Consider the following 25,777-nt stretch of genomic DNA (forward strand, 5'->3'; position numbering starts at 1 on the left):
AAAGGGGAATTTATGAAACAAGTTATTGGAATGTTATTGATGGTGTTCGCTACGTCTTCAGCTCATGCGCTCTCGATTAAAGAGACCAAATGCACAGGCGGTAATGGTTATGGTTTGCATCTGGTGCGCGGTGAACGGGATACGATGCGTGGGTTCATGCAAGATGCTTACAACTCCGCAGAAATTATCTGCGAGCAGGGTGGCTGGGGTTCTTTAACTTATCAGGGTCCGATGAAATGCATTGGACTTTGGCAATCGGCCTATGATTCAGACGGGCAGCCCACTAAGCGTATTGCAGAGATCACCATGCGCATGGGGGTAAATCTTCCGGATGCTACAGCCACTTATGTAAGGAACTGGGACGAACGCAATCCTGATACGATCGTTACTAAAGTACTTTCTTGCGAGGTAGAGATATACTAAGTCTGCTTAGGCGGAAATAGGCCCGGCCCTGTCATTTCTTCAAAGCAGAAACGCGAATCCCTGTTCCTTTGGAATAGGTAAGACTTGAGGGGCGGTCCGGTCTTTGTACCTCTGGTGGCATTTGGTTGTCCCGGAGGTCTTTTGTGATCAAAGTTTTTGCAGTGTCTGGTTTGATTTTTCTAAGCTCGTTCGCCCATGCTCAAAAAGAGGTGGTGGTGACTTGTCAGGGATCATTGAATCCGAGCATGAAGCCGCAGGAAAAATATTCGGTGGTTTTGAATGACGTGGGTGATGTGGTCCTTGAAGGGCAAGACGCGAAATCTTCACAGATCTATGTCAGAGTGGATTCTATTAGAGATATCAAGCGTAATGATGATTTTGGTTTGAACCTGGAAAGTACCAAGCGTCAGATGGGAATGGTATTGTCCCGCCAATCGATTGATATCGACTATAGAACGGGAAAAGGCCTGGCCCAAGATTCGTTGAATTTCAACGGTGGGTCCAAGCCTCGTTCAATTTACCTGGCTTCGTGCGCGCGCTAACTATTTAGTCTTGTAAACGCATGTACCCAGATCACGGTTGTCTTTTTTGTAAGTGACCGTGATTTCTTTAGCTTTGATTTTTACGATCGTCGTTGAATCTGATCTCACCTGACCTTGGCAGATTTCCTTATCCACACGGGTCAACACTGTAGAAGACGAATCGTCCATACGAGTGTTGCTCTGAGTGAATTCGCAATTGTCATCCAGATCCGACTGCATTTTGATATCTTCATTTTTCAAAGGCAGAATATCAGTGCCGACAGTCAATGTTTTCAACTTCAGATCTCGCTTCGCAATTTCAAAGTCGTTGCAGATGTCTTCATCACCGCTGGTCATTTTATAGGTGCCCAAAGTCAAATCAGGAATCGATTGGGCTTGCGCCACACCTGAAAATGCGATCATGGAAAAGCAAATAAGAGTTATTACTTTTGAAAACATAGTGCGAACCTTTCCATGTGCGGAAGCATTTGACGTTTAACGCGATGACCACGTGTCGGGCCCCAGTATTTGTTTCCGGTTGTGGCTGTACTTCCACGAGCCAGCTGCGTGTCTTTCATTATCTCAATAGCACACTTGGCTTGTCCAGCGGCTGTTTTCACATTGGCACACTCCGGCCCCCGGCTGGCGCGAATGATCGGGCTCAGTTCGACTGTCCAGATCCCTAAACCATCTGTTGGATTCAGGCGTTTTCTATTGCCATTTCTATCGGTGTAGAACTGACCGTGTCTTAATCCTGGGTTACAAGTCGAAGATTCTTCCTGACCCAATGAAGTCCAAAACCAATTCCAGGCTTTCAGTTTGTTTTCCGTACTAAGATTATTGAATCGTGGACACAATCCACCCAGAGCATTGCTTTTCAAGTAGTATTGGCTGTTTCTGGCGTCCGCCATTGTCGACATCATGTATTGACCCAACTGATTCGGGCTGCCTTGGGAGTTCATAAGTAGATTTTGACATTGGCTGGTCATGCCACGGGATTTTTTACCAGAAACTCTTTTCTTTAGAATAACGGCACGTTTGCCTGATTGGGTCGAAGGCTTTGAGCAGTTCACGCAGGAATCATTTGCAACCTTGGTGGCATTCGATCTGTTGATAGCTTCAATGGCTTCTTTGTTAGCTTGGTCTTTTTTGTTTTTAAAGTCAGGATCTTCAATCGCCGGCTTTTCTTTTTCAACTTTCGCGGCTTTTGCCTGAGTTGATGTTTTGGTTTTCTTGCCTGAATTCCAATCTGAAGGCATTTCTTCGTATAAAGACAGATCTGAATCACCATCGCGATGGTAGACCCACATCTCGTCACCTTGATTGCGACCATTCATGACTTTGATTTTAATTCCAAAACTGCCGGAGCGAAGTTTTTTGGTTTCAAGTACTTGTCCACGAGTGCCGCGGGAAAGTGTCGTCATAACGTTGCGGTCACTGCTTGAAAAAGAAGCTGATGAACGCCCATTAAGCATTCCATTCAACTCAACATATTCTTCAGTGCCGGTAAAACCCGCCAACAAAGAAATGCTCAAGGTGCCTATCAATATTCTGGTTGTTAACTTCTTTAGTTCCATGAAGTCAGGTAGTGCAAGGATCAGGCACGCCTGGCATCATGAAACTTCCAAGTATTTACATTAAGTTACTGGATTCCGCCCGAATTCCATGAGTATCAGAATGAGGCGAAATCGCAGTTTTGTCACCGGGCTGTCAACAGACTGAACAGGGGCATCAGTGATGCTTAAGGCTCTGTTCCTCGCTTAAGCGGCCCAGGTTTCGTCCAGCCATCACTTCAGATGGACTGCCCAGGAATTCCAATAGGTCGGAATTAAAGCGCTCTGGCTGCGTTTGCGCCAGCCCGTGATCGGCTCCGTCATAGACCTTAAGAGTCGCGTTCGGAATTAGCTTCACCGCCTCAATGGCAGAGGCGCCGATCGGCACAATCTGATCGTCGCTACCATGAATCAGTAAAGTGGGAACATCGATTTTCTTGATGTCGTCGGAATAGTCCACTTCTGAAAACTGCTCGATGCAGTCCCACTGAGCCTTGATTCCACCCATCATGCCCTGCAGCCAGAAGGAATCACACAGTCCTTGGGATGTTTTATTCATCATGCGGTTGAAGCCGTAAAACTTTTTCGACAAATCCTGATAGAACTGCGACCGATTGTCGGCGACTCCCTGGCGAATATCATCGAAGACCTCTTTGGGAAGGCCGCCGGGATTCTGGGGCGTCTTCAGCATCAGGGGAGGAACGGCTCCGACCAAAACAGCCTTCGCAACACGGGTTGTGCCATGGCGGCCAAGATATCGAGCCACTTCACCTCCACCTGTGGAATGACCGACCAGGATAAGATCGTGCAAATCCAATTCATCAATGAGTTCTGCCAGATCGTCGGCGTACTGATCCATATGGTTGCCTTCCCAAGTTTGGCTGGATCTTCCGTGACCACGACGGTCGTGGGCTATCACACGATAACCTTCATGAAGCAGAGCCAGCATCTGTGACTCCCAGGCATCCGAAGTGAGTGGCCAACCGTGAGAAAACAGTACGGGCTGCCCTTGGCCCCAGTCTTTGTAAAAGATCTTTGTACCATCGGAGACAGTAAAGAATGAACTCATGTGGGTTTCCTTTCAGATAATCCGTTTTTGCTTTACAGATTAAAGCTAACATTCAGTGATGCCGGCGAGGGACGGAATTGCTGTCTGCATGAGAAAATGCAGATGCTCATACTGTAGGGTGACATGTTATGAGTTGCTGGCAGCTTGTTTCTCGGCGAAAGATCGCAGGGTGTAAGTCAAAAAGAATGCCGTGGTTATCGTTACCAACTTGATGAAAATTTCAAAGATCTGTTGGAATACTGGCAGATTCATCCAGTACATCTCACTCAGTATCAGCACCGTGATGCACAGTAAAAAGTTTCCGATGACGATCCAGTTGATGAGTCGTACGGAAAACACCAAGGGCACAAGCGCCACCACGGTCAAAGTGATATTTGCATTCTTTGTTGTCGCTGCAAAACTGGTTGTCAGAGTTACACCGAACAGCATCAGGAGGCATTGGATGATGACGGCGGGGGCGTTGCGGTGCTCTTCGCGAAACATGCGGGCTCCCAGCATTCCCAAGAAGGCGATCACAGCCAAGGTAAAAATATTTGGCCTGGAGATATCAAAGGCCAAATAAAATATGCAAAAAGCCAGGCAGGCAATCCAGATGCACGTCAGTAAATATCGGGCCATCGTGTTTCGATCGGTCATTTAAAACCTCTCCGCCAGAAGCAAGGCTTTGATTGCAGTGGCAGTGGTATAAGCCGAGGAACGCCACACGACCGGATATCGCGCCACAAAGGTCGCCGCAAAATAAACTTCCCCTGGCCAATAGACAAAATCATGCCGGTCACGCGCACTCATGCCTGCCAGATATTTGGCACCATTGCGTACCGCCTGACGGTGGCGGGGATTTTCCGGGTCACCCAATTGCGCCAGGGCACTAAGAGCCCACGCGGTGGATTGAATGCGATCGGGACGGGTGAGGTATTTATTTTTCCATCCGCCATTGCGTTTTTGTTTTTTTAGAATGAAGGCGACGATGGCATCACGTGATGGCTCTAGGCAGCTGCCACCCTTATCAATAATTTCAGCCATTGAGTAAGGCAGGATGTAGCGACTGGGATAGTACATGCCACAAAAGAAAAAGTCTTTTTGCAGGGCCATGCGATTAAGGTGGCGGCAGGCGGCTTTGTATCCCGGGCCCTCGGTGTTTTTGGTCAGAGTCAGCAATTTCAAAACATTGGCATTCACGACGCAATCAACGTCATTGCGATTGAAGGGGACGCGAGTGCCGTTGTGGGGCTTTGAAAAAAGATTGCGTGGCATCTTGGGATCGTCTTCATTCCAAAGCCACGTCAAAAAGGCTCCCGTGTTTTTTTGTCCCTGACCGGCATTATAAACGTGCGCTTTGCGATCCACATCACGGGCCAGCGAAAAGGAACGAAGCACGGAGGCGGGCAAATCCTGATGGCTGTTTTCTCCGTGTTCAATTTTATTTAGATACTGCATTGTCGCGTAGGAGACAGAGGTGGTGTCAGCATCCGGTGGAATATTCGCAAAGCCTTTGAAGCGCGGAGCGAGATACATGTAGCGCGGCTGTCGCACTTGAACTCCGCGATAAGTTGTCGGTGGATAAAAATTAAAAAGTTCTTTCCAGTAGAAGTTGTTGAAGCCCTCCACGGTCTTTCGGATCATCGGTGGAATATTTTCGTGCTCGGGGGCCAGGAAATAAATCTCCGCCAAAACATTGGCGACAGAAGCTGCGACAAATGCGGTGGGTTCGTCATAGGGGTGATTGAACTTACCCACGCCCACGGCACTGGGCAGATAGGAAGTGACTCTCGCCACCCACTGGCCCGGGTCATAGCCTTCTTTCCCGGTGGTTTGATAGTGCTCGATAAAGCGCAGCCCCGAGGAAATATGGCCCCGATATTGGGGTCCTGCGAAACAAAGTGAACTGGTGGAAACCACGAACAAAAGAATGAAAACTGTTTTCACTTTGCCTCCCTAGCTCTCAGATCAAATATGTTCGAGTTCAGCAGGGAAATTGGGGGATCGGCAAGAGGCCCTGTTAGCTTACATTTAGACACCTTTTGAAAAGGCTAACGAGTCGCGTAAAACCTTTGACTTCCGCCCCCTTAGCTCGCTAAACCATTGGTTCGCCAAAGGCGAAGAAAGGTACGGGTAAGGTCCTCGAGGCTTTACTACGTGGAGGTATTTAAAAAACGATATGACAAAACAACTTAACAAGGCTGAACTTGAAAAACAGAAAGTGCTAGCTTTCTTGGATGCAGAAGATTCTAAAGTCGCTGCTAATCCTGGCATCTACGGTGCTAAAAAATCTGAAAAAGGCGAATTCGATTCTCTATTCGAAGCGTCCATGAAAGAGCAAGATTTCAAAGTCGGCGACGTTGTTACTGGTACAGTAGTGGAAGTTCAATCTGACTACGTTCTAGTGGACATCAACTACAAGTCTGAAGGTTTGATCGCTATCAATGAATTCCGTATTGTTGACGGTGTTCGTGAAGTGAAAGCTGGAGACAAAGTAGAAGTTCTTATCGACCGTATCGAAAACGAAAACGGTATGATCGTTCTTTCTAAAGATAAAGCAGACATGCTACGTGCATGGACTGATATCTCTAAAGCAGCAGAAAACGAAGAAGTTATCGAAGGTACTGTTGTTGCTAAAGTTAAAGGCGGCTTGAGCGTTGATATCGGCGTTAAAGCATTCTTGCCTGGATCTCAAATCGATCTACGTCCGGTTCGCAACATGGACGTTTACTTGGGCAAAAAGTTCAAATTCAAAGTTATCAAATTCAACAAAAAGCGTGGCAACATCGTTCTTTCCCGCCGTGCGCTTCTTGAAGAAGAACGCGACAGCTTGCGTTCTCAAACTCTTGACACTATGGCAGAAGGTTCTGTTGTTACTGGTATCGTTAAAAATATCACTGACTACGGTGCGTTCATTGACCTTGGTGGCATGGACGGATTGTTGCACATCACAGACATGTCTTGGGGCCGTGTAAAACACCCTTCTGAAATGTTGAATGTTGGCGACGAAATCCAAGTTAAAGTTCTTAAGTATGACAAAGAAAAAGAACGCGTATCTTTGGGCATGAAACAGTTGCACAACGATCCTTGGGAATCTGTTAAAGCTTCTTACCCAGCAGGCACTAAGCTTAAAGGTAAAGTTGTTTCATTGGCAGAATACGGTGCATTCATTGAACTTGGCGAAGGCATTGAAGGCCTAATCCACGTTTCTGAAATGTCTTGGACTAAACGTGTAAAACACCCTTCTCAAATCGTTAACGTTGGTGACGAAGTAGAAGTAGTAGTTCTTGAAGTTGACACTGAAAACCGCCGCATTTCTTTGGGCATGAAACAGCTTCAACAAAATCCTTGGATTGAACTTAAAGAGTCTTACGCTCCAGGTACAATCATCGAAGGTGAAGTTAAATCTGTTACTGACTTCGGTATCTTCATCGGCATCGAAGAAGGTATTGACGGCCTAGTTCACATCTCTGACTTCTCTTGGACTAAACGTGTAAATCACCCAAGCGAAATGTTCGCTAAAGGTGCTAAAGTACGCGCAGTTGTTCTAGGTGTAGACATCGAGAACGAAAGATTCTCTTTGGGTATCAAACAACTTGAGTCTGACCCTTGGTCAAACATCGAGAACAAATACGCTATCGGTACACAACACGACGTTAAAGTAACTAAAACAGCTGATTTTGGTGCTTTCGTTGAGCTTGAGTCTGATATCGAAGGTTTGATCCACATTTCTGAACTTACAACAGACAAAATTTCAACTGTTGAAGACTTCATTAAACCGGGTCAATCTGTAAAAGCTGAAGTTATCTCTATCGACAAAGACGCTCGTAAGATCGGTTTGTCTGCAAAACTAGTTAAACTTCGTGAGTCAAAAGCTGACGTTGATGACTATGTTAAGAAAGCAACAGCAACTTCTAAATCAACTTTCGGTGACTTGTTCGCTGACCAGTTGAAAAACATGAAGACTGACGGCAAGCAGTAAGATTGGTTACTCCGACGCAAGTCGGAGTGCAAATCAGACGCCCAGCGTAATTGACTGAAATGTCTAAAAAGGGGAGCCTAACAAGGTTCCCCTTTTTTTATTTTCAGCAGGAGTCAGCAGCGTGGCGCAGAAGAATGGTTTCTTCAAAAAACTTATCATTATCATCCTAGTATTTATCGGTATCGGTGCTTTGCTCAAAGCAGGCTCTGGCTTCTTCGGCGAACAAGAGAAAACTCTTTCAGCGAAAAACACGATCCTGCATCTTGAGATGAATGGCGTGATCCTGAACGGGAAACGCTTCCTGAAAAACCTGAAAAAATATGCTGACGACAACCGCGTGAAAGCGGTGGTGATTAACATCAACTCACCGGGCGGATCAGTTGGTCCATCACAAGAAATCTATCATGAGATCAAAAAAGTTCGCGATGAATTGAAAAAACCAGTGGTTTGCGTGACGACGGGAGTGATGGCTTCAGGTGCTTATTACTCGGCTGTGGCCTGCGATAAAATTGTGGTCGCTCCGGGTGCCTTGGTAGGCTCCATCGGGGTGATCATGGAGTTCGCAAATCTTGAAAAGCTTTATGACTGGGCCAAGGTGTCCCGCTACTCCATCACTTCCGGAAAGTTCAAAGACTCCGGAGCAGAGTACCGCCCTATGCGTGAAGACGAAAGAACTCTGTTCCAAAGCATGATCAATGAAGTGTACGCCCAGTTTAAAGGGACCGTTGCTAAAGAACGCAACCTGAAAGACGACGTTGTGTCAGAATATGCAGACGGTCGCGTGTTCACCGGTGCAACGGCAGTGAAGGTGGGCTTTGCGGATCAGGAAGGTTTCTTTGACGACGCTGTGAAGCTGGCGGCAGACCTGGCTAAGCTTGGTAAAGACTATGACGTCTTTGAAGTGCCGAAGAAAAAAATGAACATCTTTGATTTTGGTGGCCGAGATGACGAGGACGACTTGAACTCCCTGGCGGAGTTTGCCGATGTTCTTAAAGGCAAAGCGGCAGTTGCGGCTGGGATCACTCCGGGCGTGAATATGGAAAGCGCTGTTAAATACCTTCTGCGCTCTCAGTACTTGAATCAGCCATTGTACATGATGCCAGGTTACTGGGAGTAATTGATGGCCAAAAAGAAAACAGTAAAAAAATCATCCACTAAGAAGACGACTCCGAAAAAGTCGTCTTCAAAAGTTTCTGGCGGTACCGTCAAGGCGACAATTTGTATTAATCATGAAATCTGGCCGATGGAGCGTGATGTTTTGTTCCGTCCGGATCGCATGAAATACGTTCGTAAGCTGATCAAACCGGAAGGCTGTGTCTTTTGTAACGCTGCCAAAAACGGTGTCTCCTTTGACAGTTTGTGTGTCTACAAAACCAAGCACTCCATGGTTGTTCTGAACAAGTTTCCTTATAACAGTGGACATGTTCTGGTTTTGCCACGACGACACTGCGGAGATTTATTGAAACTCAGCGATGCTGAATATACTGACCTGCAGGAGACCATCCGTGTGACGATGGCCGCGATCAACTCTATTTATGAACCAGGCGGAATCAACCTTGGTTTGAATCATGGAGCTGTGGCCGGGGCGGGAATTCCCGAGCATCTTCACTACCATATGATTCCGCGGTGGTCCGGGGACCTTAACTTCTTCCCATTGATTGCTGAGACCAAGGTCTTGGTTGAAAGTCTGGAGCAGACCTATGAGAAGTTTTTGGAGTATTTTAAAAAGATATGAATAGAGGCGTAAGTTTTCAAACAGCACCGCTAACTCCTGCAGTGAAGTGGTTGTTGATCATCAATGTGGCGATCTGGTTCCTTCTGCAAGTAATGGTGGAGGGATTCGCTAAGATTCCAGTCACTTCTTATCTTTCCCTGGTGCCGGGCAAAGTTCTTTTTAATTTCGAGATCTGGCAGTTGTTCACGTACATGTTCGTGCACTCCATGCAGGTCACGCACATCCTCTTCAACATGTTGATGCTTTGGTTCTTTGGAGCCGAGCTTGAACAGCGCTGGGGCACGAAGTTCTTCCTGACCTATTACTTCTCCTCCGGCGTGGGTGCTGCGATCATCTACTGCGTGGGTGTTTGGGGTTACGCTTTGGCGACGGGCTCAGAGACGGGCTTGATTGTTCCAGTGGTTGGGGCCTCAGGGGCTATTTTTGGTCTGTTGCTGGCTCAGGGGATTATCTTTGGCGAGCGCATTGTTTATTTCTTTATGCTCTTCCCGATGAAGAATAAATGGTTTGTGGCTTTGATGGGGGCGGTTCAATTTGCCTCCATGATGACTTCAAGCGTTACGGGCGGTGAAGTGGCTTATTTGGCCCATTTGGGCGGAATTGTGGCTGGTTTTATCACCCTTCAGGTAAAAGCCTGGTTTACAAGGCAGGATTTTAAGAAAAAGGCCAAGAATAAGGGCCGAAATCTGCGTCTGGTCGTCGATAACGAGAAGAAGTCGGACAAACCACCAAAATATTGGAACTAATCAAAGGGCCTCAAAAGGGCCCTTAGTTTTTGGGGCGGAGCACTGGACATTCCCCCGGTATTTCGCTATAAATTAGGGCGATTTATATTATTTAAAGGAGCACGCATGTCTTTGGCTGAAGCTAACAAGAATCTAAAATGGGACACTAGAATGACTGAAACTAAAATCAATTCTGGTGAGCTTAAAAAAGAAGAAATGCAAAAGCACCTTGAGCAGCTTCCAGATCTTGCTCACAACGTTGAGAAATTCACTATCGATGGTAAGTCTTCTTCTTCTGAAGAGTCTCACTAGTTTTTCTATCACGCCGGAGCTTTAGCGAAGGCGGACAGTATTGAAAAAGCAGCCTCAGTGGCTGCTTTTTTTATTTCTAGATTCCGAAGTATTCAAAAACTTTGATGGCGATTTGGAATTCTGATTCCATATCCAGCGGGTCGGCTGCCATGTTCAATGGCTCGCCCTTGACGGGTTTGTGGATCTTCGCAAGCTTCGTTTGGGCTTCCTTCCAATAACGTTCCTGCCATTGGGGATTCGTCACCCGAGTGAAGAGCTCGTTGATTTCCAGACTGCGTTCGGTCGCATCCTTGTTCATTTTCTTTTGTCCGGGGAAGACGTAATCAACAACTTTGACGATGTCTTCAGGGTTCACAAGTTCCAGCGTGCAATAAGTCGCGCACACCATGGCCAGCAAATACTTGCGATAAGTTGCCAGATCTTTTTTGTGATACGAATGCTCGCCACCGGAACGGTAGATAACTTTTAAGTCTTCAAAAATCGGGGAGTGCTTAGCCCCCAGTTCGTCGCCCAAGGCTAAATCCAAAACAACGACCAAGCTTTCCGCAAAATTTAAATATCTGCGAAACGCGGTGGCGTCCTTCGGTGCCGGGGGCAGAAGTCGCCATAGCACGCGGTGATTTTGCTCGTGATACAAAGAGATCTCGTTAAAGCGTCCCAGGGCTTCCAGTTCTTTTTCCGGATCGGCCAGTTCATGGGAGTGATCCTTAAACCACAATAGCTCTGACCACGAGGGCGAGTACTGAATCACATCCGCAAACAGATCCTGGGCGCTTAAAGATCGCATGGTTGAACAAACTTTCGCTTCGAAGATTCCACCCAGCTCCAGATACATTTCGCGACTGGCGCGATACAGGGAGCTGGTATGCAAAAGCTGCCCATCAAGCGGGTATTCAGAGAGTACTAATTTGTCATGCTTCTTGGAAACCGGCAGGTTCGCCAGTTGATTTAAATCTTCCAGAAAATACTGAACGTCGGACTTCTGCGCAGCAGGGGACGACTTTTTCGCCATTTGTTATCGTCCCTTATTTTGCTATTGAGTCTGCTGAATGTTGCCAGCTTGCGCTGTCATGGAGTTTTCGCGAGCAATAGCTGACGAAACAGCTTTTTGGCTGAACGGAGCCCACTCTTCACGAATGATTTTATAAGTGTCACCGGATTTTACCGCGTAGATCGTCTTCACACCGTAATCGATGTGCTTGTCGGATTCATAGCGCTGCAAAGTCTTAACCAGCAATTGGTCATTGTGTTGAACAATGTAAGGTTGGGAAAGGTGAACTTTGATGAATTCGTATTGTTTTTTCAAATTGGCTTTATGGGTTTTCCAGCCGGCAAAATCAAAACCTGGAGCTTTGAATTCCTTGTCATAGAAGCTCATGTACTTGTCGATATCCTGAGCTTCCCAGGATTGGCGCCAGCCTTCCACGAAAGTGTTCAAAGCCATGCGACGTTTTTCGTGTTCATCTTTGGAAACGTAGCTGACCTGATCAAAGATAAGGATAGGTGTTTCGTTCAGTTTGATATAGTCGGCCAGTTTTTTGATCACTTCATTACGAACCACGACGCAACCACGGGAGCCGCGGGTCAATGGAACCGTGTCGGGGATGGCGTGCAACCAGATGCCAGAACCTGTTTTGTTTTCGCGCTTGTCGAAAAGATTCGGGTAGTTGGTTGTAAAAGCCAAAGCACCATATAAGTTGAACGGAATTTCAGGTTGAGTCAGACGCTTTTGCAGGAAGTAAATACCTTCTGGCGTCTTTTTATCATCGCGTTTGGTTTTGTTGCCACCAGCGGCGCCGATGTCGGCAGGGAACTCATCCACTTTTTTGATTTGTTCGCCATTGCGTTCAAATACGGAGAGTTTGCGTTTTTCCTTATCTACCAGGAAAACGAATTTAGAAAAGGCATCTGTCTCGGAGATTTGTAGCAGCGGTGCCGGCAACAAATCGTTCGCCCCAAATTGAGACGGTGCAGAAGATACAGATTCCGCCTTTACAGGCAAACAAGCTAAAATAATAAGACTGACCGAGAGTAAACTTCTCATAATACATTATTTCGGAAGACTCGTGATTTTTGTCAAGCCTCAGAATCAAAATGTCTAAAGGTTAGACGAAAAGTATGAATTTCCCTTGGAAAATTTGAGTCTATTCCCGTTAAGACCTAGGACTGAAGCACCGATAGTTCCCTTGAAGTGAGAGGTTTACATGGCACAGAGTCAAGAGGGACAGGCAGCAGCAAAGCCCAAAAATTCCGGTATGATCCTGCAGATAGCTTTTGCAGTCCTTAATTTGGCGGTCATGGGGGGCGGGGCCTATATGGTTTACGCCGCGACAATCGGATGGGAATCGCCATCTATTGGTGAGGAAACGGCGCAAAGGGAACTGGCGTCAGTGGAAACGACTGAATTGGCCCCAATGGTTTATACCATGGACAAATTCACCGTTAATTTAAATGGTGAGCCGAAAAGAACCATCCGCCTTGAGGTCAATTTGCAGATGCTGGGCAAAGACGGTTTTGAAGAGGTCATGGAACCAGAGAACCGCGCCAAAGCCCGCGATAAAATCGTGCGTATCCTAAACGATGAAGGCTTCAATAACCTTGAAAGCATTCAAGGGAAGCTTTTCCTTAAAGATAAAATTGCGATGGAAGTTAACAGCATTCTTCATCGCGGCGTTGTGAAAGACGTCTTCTTCTCTGACTTCGTCGTTCAATAGTTTTAAACTGCCAAATAGCACACAAAGGTCTGGCCCTCTTGGCGAAGGTCGGGCTTTGTCTTAAGTCTTAAATATCCTCAAATCATTGTCATCTTGTCCTCGGAGCACCAAACTTACATCTATAGAAATTACTCCAAGGAAAGAAGCAACTATGAAACGGATTTCTAATTTGCTTGTCGCAATGACATGCATTTTCGTGACTTCAGCCCAAGCCGTCGAACCGACTCCAAATAAAAGTCTTAATCCCAATCCCGAGGTCATTGGCGCCATCAAAGGATGGGCAAATACCGGTGCATTGAAACTCAGCCTGCCGGTTACGAAGTTTCAGTTGAAAAATGGGTTGACGGTGCTGTTGGTCGAAGACCATACCGTGCCGATGGTCAGCTATCACACTTGGTACCGTGTTGGATCCCGTGACGAAACTCCGGGAGTGACGGGCGCGGCTCACATGCTTGAACATATGATGTTCAAGGGTGCGAAGAAATACGACGGCAAAGCGTTTGATCGTATTTTTCATGAGAACGGTATTTCCAATAATGCTTTCACGACAAATGACTACACCGGTTTTTACCAGAATCTTCCTAGTGACAAGCTGGAACTGGTTATGGATATGGAAGTCGACCGCATGAGTGCGCTGGCTTTGAAGCCAGAGGACTTAAAAAGCGAAAAAGAAGTTGTGAAAGAAGAGCGTCGCTGGCGCATTGATAACAACCCAATGGGTGTGGTCCGTGAGACCATGATGGGCACTGTTTTTAAAACCAGTCCTTATCGTTGGCCGGTGATCGGTTATATGAAAGATATCGAGCAGTATGACTCTGACAAGCTGCGATTTTTCTATAGCACATTCTACGTCCCGAATAATGCCGTCTTGGTACTGGTCGGGGATTTTGACACTGCAAAAACAAAATCTTTGATCGAAAAATACTATGGCGCGCTGGAGTCCCGTCCGCTTCCAAGAAGAGAATATCCAAAGGAAAGAACTCAATCTGTTCAACAAAACGCGGTGATCCGTCGTGATGTGCAAAATGATTCATTCATCATTGCCTTCCAAAGCCCGAAGCAAAGTGATCCTGATATGTTTGCCTTGGACCTGGCGGCAAATATTCTGGGCAATGGGTCTTCTTCCAGATTGTACAAGCGCCTGGTTTATCAAAAACAGGTGGCGACCTCCACGTACGCCTTTAACTATGCCCTGCAGGACGCGGGTGTCTATGCGACGGGTGTGATGATGAAGCCGGGGATCAGTCATAAAGAGACCTTGGATGTGGTTTACAATGAGATCTGGAAACTAAGAAATCAAAAAGTCACAGATGCAGAGCTGGCGAAAGCCAAAACTCAGGTGATCAAGGATCTGGTCGACAGTTTGAAAACCATGGACGGCAAGGCGCGCGCTTTGGCGGTTAACGAGATTCAAACGGGAACTTACGAAAATCTGTTCAATGATGTTGAAAAGTATCAGGCGGTGACTGCTGATGACATCAAACGTGTCAGTGAAAAGTACACCAATCAAACTCAACGCTCCATCATCGTGCTGGAACCTAAAGTGAAACAAGGAGCTGCAAATGAATAAGCTTATTCAACATCTGACCTTGCCGGTTGTCTGTGTGGCGCTGGCTTCCTGTGCTGGAAAAAGCTCCAAGCAGGATCACCCTGTGCCGGCGGGTTACACGGCTGGTAAAAGTGCCGGCACCTTTAAGTTGATGCCTTATAAAGAAGTTGTTCTCGAGAATGGTTTAAAGATTATCTATGTTCGCGACAACAGTTTGCCGCGTATCAGTCTGACGACTTTGATCAAAACCGGGAATATGCAGGAGCCCAAGGATCTGGCGGGTTTGAACGCCATCACTGCATATCTTCTGGAGCAGGGGACGCAATCCCGTGATGCGATGAAAATCGCAGATGAGTTTGGTCAGATGGGGACCGCTGTTGATGTGAATCCTGGCTATGACACAACAACCGTTTATGCGGACGCCTTGATCAACGATGCTTCAGCACTTTTACAGGTGTATTCAGACATTCTGATGAATCCCTCTTTCAAGGACGGGGAAATCAACAGAATGCGTTCGCAATTGGTTGCCAGCCTGAAAAAGAAAATCGACCATCCATCGGCTTTCGCAGACGAGCAAATGGATCAATTCCTATACGGCGAACACCCCTATGGTCGTGATTCCAATGGCACACTGACGGGCCTGCAAACTTTGCGCAAGCAGGACATCATTCGTCACTATCTGACATACTTCCGTCCGAACAACGCAACTATGGCGGTTGTTGGGAAGTTTGATGCAGCCTTTGAAAAAGAATTTCAGGATACGATGGGTAAGTGGACGAAAAGAACCATCCCGGAGGCAGAAGTTACAAAAGCACCAGCTATTGAAAGCCTGCAGGTTAAATTGGTTGTGAAAAAAGGTTTGCAGCAGACTCAGATTCGCGTTTCGCAATTGGGTATTGCCAGAACCGACAAGGACTTTATCCCGCTTCGTATGGTGAATGAGTCTTTGGGGGGGAGTTTCGGAAGTCGTCTAAATCAAAAAGTACGTGATGATCTGGGACTGACATACTCCATTTACTCTGGGTTCGATGCTCGTAAAGATCGTGGCAGTTTCGATATTTCCACTTTCACCAAGAACGAAACCGCAGCCAAAGCACTGGATGAGACTTTGAAAGTTGTAAAAGACTTTGTGGAAAATGGTGCGACGGAGCAGGAGGCTGCAGCAGCTCGCAATCAATTGGTGGGACAGTTCCCAAGAGCGATTGAAACATCAGATCGCCTGGCCTATAACCTGTTGGTTTTGGATTACTATGGTATCTCTTATGATTATCTGACTGATTACGTTTCCAACGTGAAGAAGATTAAACAGAAAGATGCCAATGCGACGATCAAAAAGCACTTGAGCCCGGTGAATTTTAAAGTCGTGGTTTACGGGAATGATTCAATCATTTCGCAGTTTAAGGACTATAAACCGGAAATCGTCAGAGTCCGCTAGTACCAAAAAAGATAGTTCTAAAATCAGCCGGGTTCTTCACTCGGCTGATTTTTTTTAGAGACTTCGCTTGAGTCATTTGAAAATATGGGTGTGTCACTCATTCCCACTCTTCCGATAAAAGGAAGTTTTAAAGCCGGGCGCGCGAAGTCGATTCCGAAACTCATGCCCAAAAAATTCAATTCAATTCCCTCGGCCAATCCGATACTGGCTCCAAGCATGCCAAAAATCGAAAGCTGTACTCCGGTGCCTGATTCAGTGATCCCTACCGGCTGACCCTTGCCAATCCAGTCCTTGCCGACCGCATGGGGCGGTAGATCCGTATAAATGCCAGGCGTGTTTCTCATGACGTAGGAAACAAAAGTGTTGCTGTTGGGGCCGGGGTAGATGCGGTAAGACTGTGGATAGGGATAACTTTCGATGGATTTCACCAAGTGCGGAATCATTTCTTCAGCGGCAGCGCCTCGGACATCCAAATGCAGTGTCGGGTCGTTGCCGAACCACTTTTGATCCGGCTGGCGCTGTGTTTGGCGAATGACCGGGAGACCGCGATTGGCGTAGTAACCGATCACCTCAACAACATTCCAATCTGGTGCGTTTGCATTTTTATAAGCGATCCATGAGTGAACGGCTAAGTTGCCTTTCCATCCATAGGTACGTGCGGAATAGATCTGAACGATGGCGCGGGGTTCTTGTTGGGGAGTTGGTGCGATTCCAACAGAGCTGCGATCTGCAGTTCTCCAGTCGTTGGCTGTGGCGGAAGATGAGGCGATTAAGAATAGACCCAACAGGGTGATGGCTTTGATCTTCATACAGATAAGAGTATCTGAAAAGAAACAAAAAAGGGGTGTGAAAATCACACCCCTTAAGGAAAATAACGATTTCTCTTATTTGCGCTTGTTCTTTTTCGCACGCAGGAAAATAAAGGCGCCCAAAGCAGCTAGCAAAAGGGCACCGAATAACAACAGCCCCTTGTTGGATTTGCCGGTTTTAGGACCGTCTTGGTACATATCCTCAGGCATGGCTCCTTGGATGCCTTCGCCAAATGTGCCACCACCAGGACGCAACGGACCCAATTCAGGTTTAGCCAAAAGATTTTTAGAGGCGATCACGCGCAAACTCATGACAGCTTTGAAAAAGTCAGAGCTGTACTTTGTGTAGTATTGTTTGTGAGCAGAGAAAGTAACCAGAATGGCAATCTTGTCTTTGATCGTTGCAACGTAACGAGTGAAGTAGTTCGGTACTTCCGAGTTCATGTGCAAGGCGTCGACCCAGATTTGATCGTTTATGGTTTCTTTTTTGCTTTTATAAACCACTTTGGAAGTCAGAGAACCGCCGCCTTTAGTGACGATTGAAATTGGTGAGTCCAAATGTGTCTGGTAAAGCGGGTAGGTATCTGTCGGTCCCACCTCTTTAGCAGTCAGAATAATGATAGCTTCTTTGGATTCTTTGTTCTGTTCGCTTCGGCAAACCCATTCGGTTTGTTCAAGATTGCATTTCCAGGTTTCTGGAAGCTCAAAAGAAATGTAGGCGTTGCGGAAGACTTTTGCATTGGCGCTAAAACTGAGTAGAATAATTGCGAGCGGCGCTAACAAACGTAACATCATGTTGATTCCTCCAGATGCAGACGATTGTAAGTATAATAACAAAAACCGCCCGGATCAAATCGCAAAGGAGAAATTCTCGTGAAGAACCTATACCAGCTGACAACCTTTGTGACTGTCATCAGCGAGGGCAGCATGACTGCCGCTGCCGATAAGCTTTATTTGACTCAACCTGCAGTCAGTCAGCAGATCCGCAATCTGGAGGAAGATCTAGGTGTGGAGCTTTTGGTTCGAGGCGTTCGCCAGATCAAGGCAACACCTCAGGGTGAAGTCTTGTTTGATTATGCCAAAAAGATCATTCATTTGACCCAGCAGGCGGAAATCGCCATTAAGTCCATCGGAAATCAAATGAAAGGACAATTGCGAATTGGGACGCTGAACTCGATTGGTCTGCATTTAATGAGTCCGATTGTGGGCAGGCTTATGCGCCACAATCCGGATTTGTCTCTTAAAATCGACTATGAATCCGGCGAGGACCTGATCAAGAATTTTAAAAAGTCCTTATATGATGTGATCATTCTGCCGGAAACCAAGTTGGAGTTTTCAGAAGACATGGAAGGCTGCGAACAAAAGTTCCTGGTAAAGGAAGAGATGTGGCTGGTAGGGTCCAGTAAAGACGAGAAAATGCCTCAGCAGATCACATCCAAGGATTTGAATGCGTTTCCGGTGGTGGACTTCACTCAGGAGTTCCCGCGCTTTAATCGCATCCTTAAGGAAAAGATGGACGCCTCCCAGGCTCATGCCATTTTCGAATCAGCGAATGTGGGAACATTGAAACGTGTGATCGAAGCGGGACTGGGTTGGGGTTTTCTGCCAGCTCATTCCGTGAAAAAACAGGTTCGCTCCGGGCGCTTGAATCGCGTTTACGTTAAGGATCTTTCGTACGAAATGGATCTGACGTTCTATTATAAAAAGAACTCCACCAACAAGCCTTTGGTCGAGATCTTCTATTCGACTTTGGCAGGGCAGGAAAAAGCCTAGCCCTTGGTTCGTCTATAAAAACTGTCACATTTTTCCGAAAAGTACATTGACGCAAGTTTAGTAACTTTTTCGGAAAAGGTGCTTTGTGAAAGTTAAACCGTCCATACAAATTAAGATGTCAGTGCCAATCATCTTCATCGCCATTCTCGTATTCGCGGCGATGAACTTCCTTGTTGCACGAAACAGCTTGAAGACAGCTGAAAAGCAGGCTGTGGATGAAACTACGGCGATTGCCAAGGCCTATGCCAATGAAATGCGCCTTCAGGCGGAAGCGGGTTTGGGGACAGCGCGGATTCTGGCGCAGCACCTAAAATCCAATCGAATGAATCAACATGTCGAGAGAACCCCTGTTGAACACACCTTTAAAAGCATTCTTGAAAGCAATAAAAGTTTGATTGGTGTTTGGACTGCATGGGAACCGAATGCCTGGGATGGACAGGATGCCAAGTTTGCCAATACACCTGGTTATGATAGCACGGGTCGCTTTATTCCATACCTAAGTTACGCCGAAGGCAAAGCAGTTCTGACGCCGTTATTGGATTATGAAAAACAGGGAGCAGGGGACTATTATCTTGTGCCCAAAGCCCGTGGTAAGGAAACCATGGTGGATCCTTATCTTTATCCGGTGGATGGTCAGCAGGTATTGATGACTTCAGCGGTGGCGCCGATTTTTGTGGATGGTAAATTTGTGGGTGCGGCGGGAGTCGACCTGCCATTGAAGTCATTGCAGGAAGAAGCTTCTCACATCAAACCATTTGAATCATCAGTTGCATTCTTGGTGACGGACAAAGGGCACTTTGCTGCGCATCCGGATTCCAAAATGATCACTCAGAATGCGAAGTTTGCAGTAGATGATGAAAAATTCAAAGCGGCTTTCACCAAAGGTGAAGGCCTGGTTGTGAGTGGGATGGATCCTGAGCTGAAGGAAGATTTCTTGTACGTGGTCACGCCGGTGCCAATGGGTTTGACCGAGACCTCCTGGTCCTTGGTGGTCAGAACTCCACTTAAAGATGTCATGGCTGATGCCCGTTCCATGGTGATGACTCAAATTATCATCGCAATTGCCGGGACTTTGATTCTTCTTGTAGCAGTTCAATTTATTGCAATCTACATTTCCAAATCCGTCAGTCGTATCACAGATCGCCTGTCGGCATCCGGCGACAATGTAAGTACAGCCATTGAACAGCTTTCGTTGGCAGGTCAAAGTCTGTCCCAATCGGCAAGTGAGTCGGCAGCTTCTTTGGAAGAGACTGTCGCGGCCTTGGAGGAAATGAGCTCCATGGTGCGCATGAATTCCGAAAATGCAAAACAGGCGGCGACGTTGTCGTCGCAGTCTTCGGAGTCAGCGCATAAGGGTGAGGTCGAGATGGAGGCGTTGATCCAATCAATGACTGAAATCGCGAAATCCAGCAAAGAGATCGAAGAGATCATCAACGTTATCGATGATATTGCATTCCAAACCAATCTGCTGGCGCTGAATGCTGCCGTCGAGGCGGCAAGAGCCGGAGAGCAGGGGAAAGGTTTTGCGGTCGTTGCAGAAGCCGTTCGTGCATTGGCAGCAAGGTCTGCAGTTGCAGCAAAAGATATCAACACACTGATTAAAACCAGCGTGACCAAAGTTGAAAACGGCGCTCAGCAAGCTCATCGTTCTGGTGAGGTTTTAAAAGGCATCGTTATTTCAGTTAAAAAGGTTTCTGATTTGAATCTTGAGATCTCGACTGCGAGCGAAGAGCAGGCGACGGGGATTCAACAGATTTCAAAGGCCATGAATCAACTGGATGCTTCGGTGCAGTCCAATGCGGCTTCTTCAGAGGAGATTGCCGGGACTTCCACGGATATTAGCCATCAGGCGAACGATATGAAGTCCGCCACGGTGGATATGAATGTCTTTGTTCATGGTGAAGATAAGCGCGCGGCTTAATGCGAAAATAGAGAATCGAAAAAGAAAAATTTAGAGCGAGGGGTGGTCTCCTCGCTCTTTTTATTTGTTTAGTTGGTTGGTTCAGGTTCTGGGGCTGGAGTGCCTTCTGTAATGGATTCCAAAGCCAAGGTGGTTTTTGTTCCCGCAGTAACATCTGTCACTTCGTGCTTGATCACACCAAATGGAACGTCGCCCATCCATGTTTTAATGATACGTCCGTCATCAGCAGTCACCGTTGTGCGGCAGGCTTGATAGGTGCCGGTTGTAACCGCGACTTCCTCCATTGTGCCTCCCATCATCGCACAATTCGTCATGGTGTGCTGCCAGGCATCCGGCGACCATAGACAGGACTTCATGATTTCTTCGGTGGTGGTTTCATCACCTTTCGTGGTGTCCACTTTGACGGTCCATTTGTGGGATGTTAAATCAAATTTTGTGACTTCTTTGGTGACGGACATGTCGGTTTTTGAACCGTCCAGTTTTTCCTCGGCGCCTTTCCACATTACTTTGTCTCCGACCGTTGGATAAGCCATGGCGAAGCTTGATGTCAGCAGCACGGCTGCCAGTACTTTGGAAAACATAATGACCTCCTGTCATTGGGTTGGTTGAACAAAACGGTCCCAGCATCGCATGAAGGCTTTTTCTTTTCTTTATGTATTCTGAAGGTGAGGTGTTAAGTCATTGTACACCCTTGAAAAAACTACCCAAGACTGCCGTTTCCTCCAGCTCAGAAGCTGTGAATCCGCACTGAAGTGGCCATGAATTTGCAAAAGATAAGTCCTGCAAATATCCCTCATTTACAGAACGGAGGTCGTGATGAAGTTAAAGTTTTATTTAATAGCAGCAATGATGACCTTCGTAAGCACTGCTTTTTCCGCGCGCAACATGAAGGACTCTGAAGGCGTCTATCGTCGCCGTACCGAACCTCAGCAAATCACCATTCTTGATAGTGGCATTGCCTCACTAAAAAAACGCCTGGATATGATCGAAGGCGCAAAGCGTTCGATTGAAATGGAATACTTCATTTACAGCATCGATACAGCCGGTCGTTTGATCACGGATGCTTTGATTCGTAAAGCGCGCCAAGGTGTAAAAATCCGGGTGATTGTGGATACTTCACTTCCGATCTTTGAATTGAACAAATACTACGCGTCTGTTTTGAAAGAGGCGGGGATTGAAGTTCACTACTACAACCCGGCCGTTTTAGTGCGGGTGGTAACCGTTCAGTTTCGCAGCCATCGCAAAACATTGATCGTGGATGGTATCGAAGGAATCACCGGTGGTCGCAATATCGCCGATGAATATTTTGATCTAAGCCGCGAGTACAACTTTTTGGATACCGACATCGTGGTTAAGGGTTCCATCGTTCAGGACATGTTGAAAAGCTTCGAGGAATTCTGGAATGCGGAGCTGACTGAAAATGCCCCGGTGGTCACTGCACCTCGGCCCTCTGACTTTCCGAATTTAAGTGATGATTATCAAAATGACCCGTGGGCCTTGCAGGACAAGGACGCACGTATTAGCTTAAGTCGTTTTAAGGGTGAAGTTTCCAGATATAAAGAAGGCACGGCAAAAGCCAAGGCTTTCACCGTGCTGACTCCTGAAGATTACAAAGTGCGACGTCATGTTGATACATTGGGTGCGCAGCTTTTGGCAAAGGAAACCACGGCGATTTGCAATGACACTCTTTTTGCTGCTGACTTCCCAGGTATGGGCGAGAAAACCCGCGTGCTGCGCAAGCAGCTGGCTTTGGAAGCGAGTCTGGCGACAAAGAATGTCTTTATCGAGTCACCGTACTTTGTCGTTAAGAAAGAAATTTCGACTATTCTTGATGATTTGATTCGTCGTAAAGTTCAAATCAATGTGGTGTCGAACAGTCTTTATTCCACGGATGCTTTTTATACCCAGGCGGTGTTTGATACCCGCATTCGCCGTTGGACTGAATTGGGAGTGAATGTTTGGATGCACAAAGGAAGGATTAATCCTTCTGTGTATCCGGTACTTCCAGAAGTGCGCGGTTCGCGTTGGGGGACTCACTCCAAGCGTGCGGTGATCGATGAAAAGACGATCATGGTAGGCACCTTTAACATGGATCCGCGCTCCACCAACATCAATGCCGAAATGGCTTTGATCTGTCGTGATAATCCGAAGCTCGCAAAAGCCCTGCAGGAAAATATCCAGCAGCACATCGATGGCGCCGCGAAACTCAATCGTTATGGATTGCGTGAAGACGGACGTCCGATGCACGAAAACGTACCGCTATCCAAGAAGGTTCTGTTTTGGATGACGCTGCCTTTGGCGAATGTTTTGGATTTCTTGCTGTAAAAAACTAAAAAATCACGCTATCCGGAAGCCCCAGGCGGGCAGCGATAATACGCACGATTTCACTCGCAGTTTCTTCCAAGGCACGCTCAGTCACGTTGAACACGGGCCAGCGGCGGTTTTGCTTGAAGATCTTTTCCGCGAATTCAATTTCTTTGGCGATGTGGGACATGGAAGCGTATTGGCCGCCGGTGTCCTGACCGAATTTTTCCAAACGGCTTTTGCGGATTCTTTGCAGGGAATCCATATCAATGATCAATCCCACCACTCGGCGCTGATCGACTTTGAATAGTTCTTCCGGAAGAGGGGCGTCCAAGACCAACGGAACGTTGGCGACCTTCCAGCCTTTGTGACTTAGGAAAATCGACAGGGGAGTTTTGCTGGTTCTGGAAATACCCACAAGAACGATGTCAGCTTTATCAAGCTCAGCAAAAGTTTTTCCGTCGTCGTGTTTAACGGTGTACTCAATTGCTTCAATGCGCTTGAAATAACGTTCATCAACCGCACGCAGGGCGCCCACATGGGATTCAGAGTGCTCACCAAAAAAAGTATCCAGTGTGCTCAGCAAAGGTCCGAGCAAGTCGAAATGTGGAATACCCTTGCCGGAAGCGTGTTCGCGGATCTTGTTGCGCAGGCTGGGGCTGGCAACGGTGTAAGCCAGCATTCCGCGGCGTTCGAAACATTCTTCGATCACTGCCTCGGCTTGTGCTTCAGTGCGCACATTTTTACTGCGGATAATGTTGATGTCTTTGGTGGAGTACTGAACCAAAGCAGCACGAATCATCGTGGCTGCTGTTTCACCGGTACTGTCTGAGAGAATATAGATGGTGTAGGTTTTGGCTTCAGGACTCATGGGCTTAGTCCGCAAATCCGTTGATCAAGGAGCGACGAACATTGTCGGTGTGGTTTTGCAACCAGATGTCCGGCAGCTCAGAGAACAAAATAAATGAAAAGTCAGGAGTCACTTTGATCAACAGGCACGTCGTTTTGTTTTCAGGGTCCAGATGTTGCAAATTTGTCTTACGCAAAATCGCAGCGGCATCTGTTTTAAGCCACGTCATCAAGCTGGCGTTGGGCAAAGAGATCGAGGATTTGGAGTTGTTTTTGAAAAGTTCAGAAACGCCTTTGTTAAAAAAAGCCTGTGCTTTCCAGTTGCCATCGTGATTTTCCAAAAGGATGCCGGCTTGAAACAACATCGCCAGGCGAGAGAACACCACGATCGAGCGATCAATGTGATCCTCTGGCAAGCCTTGGGAAAGACCGCGCACCAGTGCTTCGTCACGGGAAGATTCGAATTCAGTTTGAATGCGTTCGCGCTCTTCAGATTGCGGATCGAAATCATTTTCTAAAAATGATTGAAGGCGTTTTTGAAAAGTGGAGATTTTAGAGACCAAAGCTTGTGATAGACGTTCCATGATGCAATCCTCTTCACTTCATTGTGAAGTAAGATGCTTGGATTAATCAAGTACGACAGTTAAATCCTGGAAGGATTGAAGTTTGCTCCAGGCTTGCTGAAAGTTCCCGGTACTTTGTCCAGGTGGCAAAAACACACGCAGAGTGGGCTGTTGCAGGCCACTCCATACTTGGGAGATTGATTCGCACCAGGATCCCAGGTTGTCATCCCAAGGAACGACAACAACCCATCTGTTTGGCAGCAGGGACTCGGTGGCGATCATCATCGGCGCGGAGTTCGCGACCGGACGATAGAATTTCTGCATCTCAGTTTCTTTGATCACTTCGTTCAGAAAGACCGGAACGTTGGCCGAGTTGTGGCGTGAGGATTTGCACAGCTGGAAATTCAAATACCAATCCAGCTTGCCAGTCCATTGTGATTTCCCAAGTTGCGGAACCACCCACAGATCAGATCCGGGGTTTAGAGCACCAGCCTGGGAAAGCACATTCAAAGCCATTAGTGTACCTTGCTCACTTGATCTAGAAGTCCATTTACGAAACTTGCGGAATCAGATGTGCCGTATTTTTTGGCGATTTCAACTGCTTCATTGATAGCGATGTTTTCTTTGATCGGGTCAGCAGCGAATTTCATCTCCCAAACCGCGATACGCAAAATATTGCGATCGATGGTCGCCATGCGCTCCACTTTCCAGTGGGCACTGGACGCCTGGATTTTGGAATCCACAGCGGCTTTGTTATCCTGAACGCCTTTGATCAAAAGCTCGGCATAGGAAGTCGTCTCGGAGTCATAAGACTCTTCGAATACATCCATGAACGTGCGCATGCTAATTTGCGGCGTGAATTCAGTTTGGAACAGGATTTGGAGTGCGAGCTCCCGGGCTTGGCGTCTTGCTGTCAGTTTCATGATTTGGCTTTTTCTCGCTTTCGACAAAATTCATCGCTGTAAGGCTTAATTGTGGATTACTTGCATCGACAAAATCAAGCAGTTCAGCGTCCTCAAGAGTCTCAACAAATTCCTGGACGTCTTTAAAGGTACGATAAACACTCGCGAAACGAACATAAGCCACGTCATCAAGCTGTTTCAGTTCCGCCATCACTTTTTTGCCCAGCAGGCGAGAGCTCACTTCGGATTCGCCACGATTGACAATCCAAGCAGCAATTCGCTCTACCACGGCATCAATTTGCGCGACACTGACAGGACGTTTTTGGGTCGCAGCTGACAAACCCTTCAGGATTTTTTCTTTGCTGAATGGCTCGCGGCGACCGTCTTTTTTAATGATGTATGGGAGGGCGATCATGATGGTTTCAACTGTCGAAAAACGAGCTTTGCACTCAAGGCATTCGCGACGGCGACGGATGCTGCCATCTTTCTGCACTCGCGTATCTAAAACTCTGTCATCGGCATGGCCACAAAATGGGCATTTCATAGTCTTTGGTCCCGTCCCAAAAGGTTAGCCGGAGATTAGGGAGGGACCCTCTGGGAGTCAATGGCTCGGGATGAATGACCTGTTGCATCAATTTATACTGCAATGAGTTCCGTCA

The 25,777-nt window shown here is 47.0% G+C and carries 28 protein-coding genes; 13 read left to right on the forward strand and 15 right to left on the reverse strand.

What is annotated here, in order from left to right:
- Nucleotides 1-30: 30 nt before the first annotated feature.
- The gene (locus tag AAAA73_RS02630) at nt 31-423 is read left to right on the forward strand and encodes a hypothetical protein (protein WP_340596604.1); all 393 of its coding nucleotides are present in this window, start codon (nt 31-33) and stop codon (nt 421-423) included.
- Nucleotides 424-566: 143 nt separating this feature from the next.
- The gene (locus AAAA73_RS02635) at nt 567-965 is read left to right on the forward strand and encodes a hypothetical protein (RefSeq protein WP_340596605.1); all 399 of its coding nucleotides are present in this window, start codon (nt 567-569) and stop codon (nt 963-965) included.
- Here AAAA73_RS02635 and AAAA73_RS02640 read toward each other — a convergent pair whose 3' ends face one another.
- From AAAA73_RS02640 to AAAA73_RS02660, 5 genes are all read right to left on the reverse strand, one after another.
- A complete protein-coding gene (locus AAAA73_RS02640; RefSeq protein WP_340596607.1) occupies nt 966-1,367 on the reverse strand; it encodes a hypothetical protein in 402 nt (133 codons plus the stop codon).
- Nucleotides 1,368-1,387: 20 nt separating this feature from the next.
- Nucleotides 1,388-2,521, reverse strand: coding sequence for a hypothetical protein (locus tag AAAA73_RS02645; protein WP_340596608.1), 1,134 nt, complete (start codon nt 2,519-2,521; stop codon nt 1,388-1,390).
- A 154-nt stretch (nt 2,522-2,675) separates the two neighbouring features.
- Nucleotides 2,676-3,566: an alpha/beta fold hydrolase gene (locus AAAA73_RS02650; protein WP_340596609.1), complete on the reverse strand. Its 891-nt coding sequence runs from the start codon at nt 3,564-3,566 to the stop codon at nt 2,676-2,678.
- A gap of 126 nt (nt 3,567-3,692) precedes the next feature.
- Entirely contained in the window at nt 3,693-4,202 is a 510-nt protein-coding gene (locus AAAA73_RS02655; protein ID WP_340596610.1) for a hypothetical protein, read from the reverse strand.
- On the reverse strand, nt 4,203-5,492 hold the full coding sequence (locus AAAA73_RS02660) for a hypothetical protein (protein ID WP_340596611.1): 1,290 nt from the start codon (nt 5,490-5,492) through the stop codon (nt 4,203-4,205).
- A gap of 232 nt (nt 5,493-5,724) precedes the next feature.
- On the opposite strand from AAAA73_RS02660, the gene AAAA73_RS02665 reads away from it, so the two are divergent.
- From AAAA73_RS02665 to AAAA73_RS02685, 5 genes are all read left to right on the forward strand, one after another.
- Nucleotides 5,725-7,527 carry a 30S ribosomal protein S1 gene (locus AAAA73_RS02665; RefSeq protein WP_340596612.1) on the forward strand — a complete coding sequence of 601 codons (1,803 nt, stop codon included), beginning with the start codon at nt 5,725-5,727 and terminating at the stop codon, nt 7,525-7,527.
- Nucleotides 7,528-7,648: 121 nt separating this feature from the next.
- Complete coding sequence (gene sppA, locus AAAA73_RS02670; RefSeq protein WP_340596613.1) at nt 7,649-8,644, forward strand: signal peptide peptidase SppA; 996 nt, start codon at nt 7,649-7,651, stop codon at nt 8,642-8,644.
- Nucleotides 8,645-8,647: 3 nt separating this feature from the next.
- Entirely contained in the window at nt 8,648-9,262 is a 615-nt protein-coding gene (locus tag AAAA73_RS02675; RefSeq protein ID WP_340596614.1) for an HIT family protein, read from the forward strand.
- Nucleotides 9,259-10,008 (forward strand): rhomboid family intramembrane serine protease, encoded by a 750-nt coding sequence (locus tag AAAA73_RS02680; RefSeq protein ID WP_340596615.1) that lies wholly within the window; start codon nt 9,259-9,261, stop codon nt 10,006-10,008. The genes AAAA73_RS02675 and AAAA73_RS02680 overlap by 4 nt, the downstream gene beginning before the upstream one ends.
- Before the next feature lie 105 nt (nt 10,009-10,113).
- Nucleotides 10,114-10,299, forward strand: coding sequence for a hypothetical protein (locus tag AAAA73_RS02685; RefSeq protein ID WP_340596616.1), 186 nt, complete (start codon nt 10,114-10,116; stop codon nt 10,297-10,299).
- 76 nt (nt 10,300-10,375) lie between these two features.
- On the opposite strand, the gene AAAA73_RS02690 is transcribed toward AAAA73_RS02685, so the two are convergent.
- Together AAAA73_RS02690 and AAAA73_RS02695 are read right to left on the reverse strand one after the other, a co-directional pair.
- The gene (locus tag AAAA73_RS02690) at nt 10,376-11,311 is read right to left on the reverse strand and encodes a hypothetical protein (protein ID WP_340596617.1); all 936 of its coding nucleotides are present in this window, start codon (nt 11,309-11,311) and stop codon (nt 10,376-10,378) included.
- Between the two features lie 21 nt (nt 11,312-11,332).
- Nucleotides 11,333-12,343 (reverse strand): L,D-transpeptidase family protein, encoded by a 1,011-nt coding sequence (locus AAAA73_RS02695; RefSeq protein ID WP_340596618.1) that lies wholly within the window; start codon nt 12,341-12,343, stop codon nt 11,333-11,335.
- Nucleotides 12,344-12,503: 160 nt separating this feature from the next.
- On the opposite strand from AAAA73_RS02695, the gene AAAA73_RS02700 reads away from it, so the two are divergent.
- The 3 genes from AAAA73_RS02700 (at nt 12,504) to AAAA73_RS02710 (ending at nt 15,997) form a co-directional block, all read left to right on the forward strand.
- Nucleotides 12,504-13,013 (forward strand): flagellar basal body-associated FliL family protein, encoded by a 510-nt coding sequence (locus AAAA73_RS02700; protein WP_340596619.1) that lies wholly within the window; start codon nt 12,504-12,506, stop codon nt 13,011-13,013.
- Nucleotides 13,014-13,164: 151 nt separating this feature from the next.
- A complete protein-coding gene (locus AAAA73_RS02705) occupies nt 13,165-14,583 on the forward strand; it encodes a M16 family metallopeptidase (RefSeq protein ID WP_340596620.1) in 1,419 nt (472 codons plus the stop codon).
- Nucleotides 14,576-15,997 carry a M16 family metallopeptidase gene (locus AAAA73_RS02710; RefSeq protein WP_340596621.1) on the forward strand — a complete coding sequence of 474 codons (1,422 nt, stop codon included), beginning with the start codon at nt 14,576-14,578 and terminating at the stop codon, nt 15,995-15,997. Before AAAA73_RS02705 ends, AAAA73_RS02710 begins: the two co-directional genes overlap by 8 nt.
- A gap of 23 nt (nt 15,998-16,020) precedes the next feature.
- Here AAAA73_RS02710 and AAAA73_RS02715 read toward each other — a convergent pair whose 3' ends face one another.
- A complete protein-coding gene (locus tag AAAA73_RS02715) occupies nt 16,021-16,806 on the reverse strand; it encodes a DUF3750 domain-containing protein (RefSeq protein WP_340596622.1) in 786 nt (261 codons plus the stop codon).
- Nucleotides 16,807-16,881: 75 nt separating this feature from the next.
- Complete coding sequence (locus tag AAAA73_RS02720; protein ID WP_340596623.1) at nt 16,882-17,601, reverse strand: LPXTG cell wall anchor domain-containing protein; 720 nt, start codon at nt 17,599-17,601, stop codon at nt 16,882-16,884.
- Nucleotides 17,602-17,679: 78 nt separating this feature from the next.
- Between AAAA73_RS02720 and AAAA73_RS02725 the strand changes: the two genes are divergently transcribed.
- Both AAAA73_RS02725 and AAAA73_RS02730 read left to right on the forward strand, forming a co-directional pair.
- A complete protein-coding gene (locus tag AAAA73_RS02725) occupies nt 17,680-18,579 on the forward strand; it encodes a LysR family transcriptional regulator (protein ID WP_340596624.1) in 900 nt (299 codons plus the stop codon).
- Between the two features lie 115 nt (nt 18,580-18,694).
- Entirely contained in the window at nt 18,695-20,500 is a 1,806-nt protein-coding gene (locus AAAA73_RS02730; RefSeq protein WP_340596625.1) for a methyl-accepting chemotaxis protein, read from the forward strand.
- Nucleotides 20,501-20,568: 68 nt separating this feature from the next.
- Here the strand turns inward: AAAA73_RS02730 and AAAA73_RS02735 are convergent, their stop codons facing one another.
- Nucleotides 20,569-21,081 carry a hypothetical protein gene (locus AAAA73_RS02735; protein WP_340596626.1) on the reverse strand — a complete coding sequence of 171 codons (513 nt, stop codon included), beginning with the start codon at nt 21,079-21,081 and terminating at the stop codon, nt 20,569-20,571.
- 235 nt (nt 21,082-21,316) lie between these two features.
- Between AAAA73_RS02735 and AAAA73_RS02740 the strand changes: the two genes are divergently transcribed.
- Complete coding sequence (locus tag AAAA73_RS02740; RefSeq protein WP_340596627.1) at nt 21,317-22,825, forward strand: phospholipase D-like domain-containing protein; 1,509 nt, start codon at nt 21,317-21,319, stop codon at nt 22,823-22,825.
- Nucleotides 22,826-22,829: 4 nt separating this feature from the next.
- Here AAAA73_RS02740 and AAAA73_RS02745 read toward each other — a convergent pair whose 3' ends face one another.
- The 5 genes from AAAA73_RS02745 to nrdR are packed head-to-tail and all read right to left on the reverse strand — an operon-like array spanning nt 22,830 to nt 25,662.
- The gene (locus AAAA73_RS02745; RefSeq protein ID WP_340596628.1) at nt 22,830-23,675 is read right to left on the reverse strand and encodes a pyruvate, water dikinase regulatory protein; all 846 of its coding nucleotides are present in this window, start codon (nt 23,673-23,675) and stop codon (nt 22,830-22,832) included.
- A 4-nt stretch (nt 23,676-23,679) separates the two neighbouring features.
- Nucleotides 23,680-24,237 (reverse strand): GTP cyclohydrolase, encoded by a 558-nt coding sequence (locus tag AAAA73_RS02750; protein ID WP_340596629.1) that lies wholly within the window; start codon nt 24,235-24,237, stop codon nt 23,680-23,682.
- Nucleotides 24,238-24,279: 42 nt separating this feature from the next.
- Nucleotides 24,280-24,732: a hypothetical protein gene (locus AAAA73_RS02755; RefSeq protein ID WP_340596630.1), complete on the reverse strand. Its 453-nt coding sequence runs from the start codon at nt 24,730-24,732 to the stop codon at nt 24,280-24,282.
- Complete coding sequence (gene nusB, locus AAAA73_RS02760) at nt 24,732-25,139, reverse strand: transcription antitermination factor NusB (RefSeq protein ID WP_340596631.1); 408 nt, start codon at nt 25,137-25,139, stop codon at nt 24,732-24,734. Before nusB ends, AAAA73_RS02755 begins: the two co-directional genes overlap by 1 nt.
- On the reverse strand, nt 25,078-25,662 hold the full coding sequence (gene nrdR / locus AAAA73_RS02765; protein WP_088616822.1) for a transcriptional regulator NrdR: 585 nt from the start codon (nt 25,660-25,662) through the stop codon (nt 25,078-25,080). The genes nusB and nrdR overlap by 62 nt, the downstream gene beginning before the upstream one ends.
- Nucleotides 25,663-25,777 lie beyond the last annotated feature (115 nt).

The organism is Bdellovibrio sp. GT3 (genome assembly GCF_037996765.1).
Taxonomy (GTDB): domain Bacteria; phylum Bdellovibrionota; class Bdellovibrionia; order Bdellovibrionales; family Bdellovibrionaceae; genus Bdellovibrio.